This is a genomic window from Streptomyces sp. NPDC001606 (assembly GCF_053596835.1).
On sequence record NZ_JBSFHC010000053.1, the window covers coordinates 1 to 1,073 of the forward strand.

Below are 1,073 nucleotides of genomic sequence, written 5' to 3' on the forward strand. Positions count from 1 at the left end.
CTAGGTGTGCTGTTCGGACAGGTTGGTGACGCGGCTGGCTGGTGTTTGGCCGCTGATTCCGGTGTGGGGTCGGTGGTAGTTGTACCAGTCCAGCCAGTGGGGAAACGCGGCCTGTCGTTCGGCGTCTGAGGTGTAGGGCTGGTGGTAGGCCCATTCGTCGAGCAGGGTGCGGTGGAAACGTTCGACCTTGCCGTTGGTCTGCGGCCGCCAGGGCCGTGTCCAGCGAGGGCTGATGCCCAGGTCGTCGCAGGTGTCGCGCCAGGTGTTCTTGGTGTAGGCCCAGGCGTTGTCGGTCAGGACCCGTTCGACGGTGATGCCCTGGGCGGCGAACCAGGCGGTTGCCCGTCGCAGGAAGCCGGCGCAGGTCGCGGCCTTCTCGTCGGGCAGGTCTTCGGTGTAGGCCAGGCGGGAGTGGTCGTCCAGGGCGGTGTGCAGGTAGGCGTATCCGGTGCCGTTGCGGCGGTCCTGGTTGGCCCGGCCGGCTGCGCGGCCCAGGACCTTGTGGCCGCCGCCGTCGGGGATGCGGCCGAGTTTCTTGACGTCGATGTGGACCAGTTCGCCGGGGCGTGCGCGTTCGTAGCGGCGGACGGGCTCGCCGGTGGCCCGGTCGCACGTGGCCAGAGCGGGCAGGCCGTGCCGGGCCAGGATGCGGTGGGCGGTGGAGGCGGCGATGTTGCAGCGGGCGGCCAGCCGGACCGGGCCGATCCGGTGTTCGCGGCGCAGCCGCAGGACCTTAGTCTCGATCTCGGGCGGGGTGCGGCGTGGTTGGTGGTGCGGGCGGCTGGAGCGGTCCTGCATGCCCTGGGCGCCCCACTGCCGGTAGCGGCCGGCCCAGCGTGCGGCGGTGGTGTGGCTGACCTGGAAGCGTTCCGCGGCCCGCCGCAGCGGCCAGCCGTCCTCCACGACACACCGGGCAAGCCGCAGCCTGCCGGTCGGCGTCAGCGGGGCATTACGGTGGGACACGAGGGCCTCCTGAGTACCGGTCGTAGATGTCGCAATCCACACCGAACCCAGAAGGCCCTCACCCGTTCAAGAACCCAGCACGCGTGTCACCAACGTCCCGGGACAGCACA

At 70.5% G+C, this 1,073-nt stretch carries 1 protein-coding gene; it reads right to left on the reverse strand.

Annotated elements, in window-relative coordinates:
* Nucleotides 1–963 (reverse strand): IS481 family transposase, encoded by a 963-nt coding sequence (locus ACWCV9_RS37665; RefSeq protein WP_450793539.1) that lies wholly within the window; start codon nt 961–963, stop codon nt 1–3.
* Nucleotides 964–1,073: the final 110 nt, after the last annotated feature.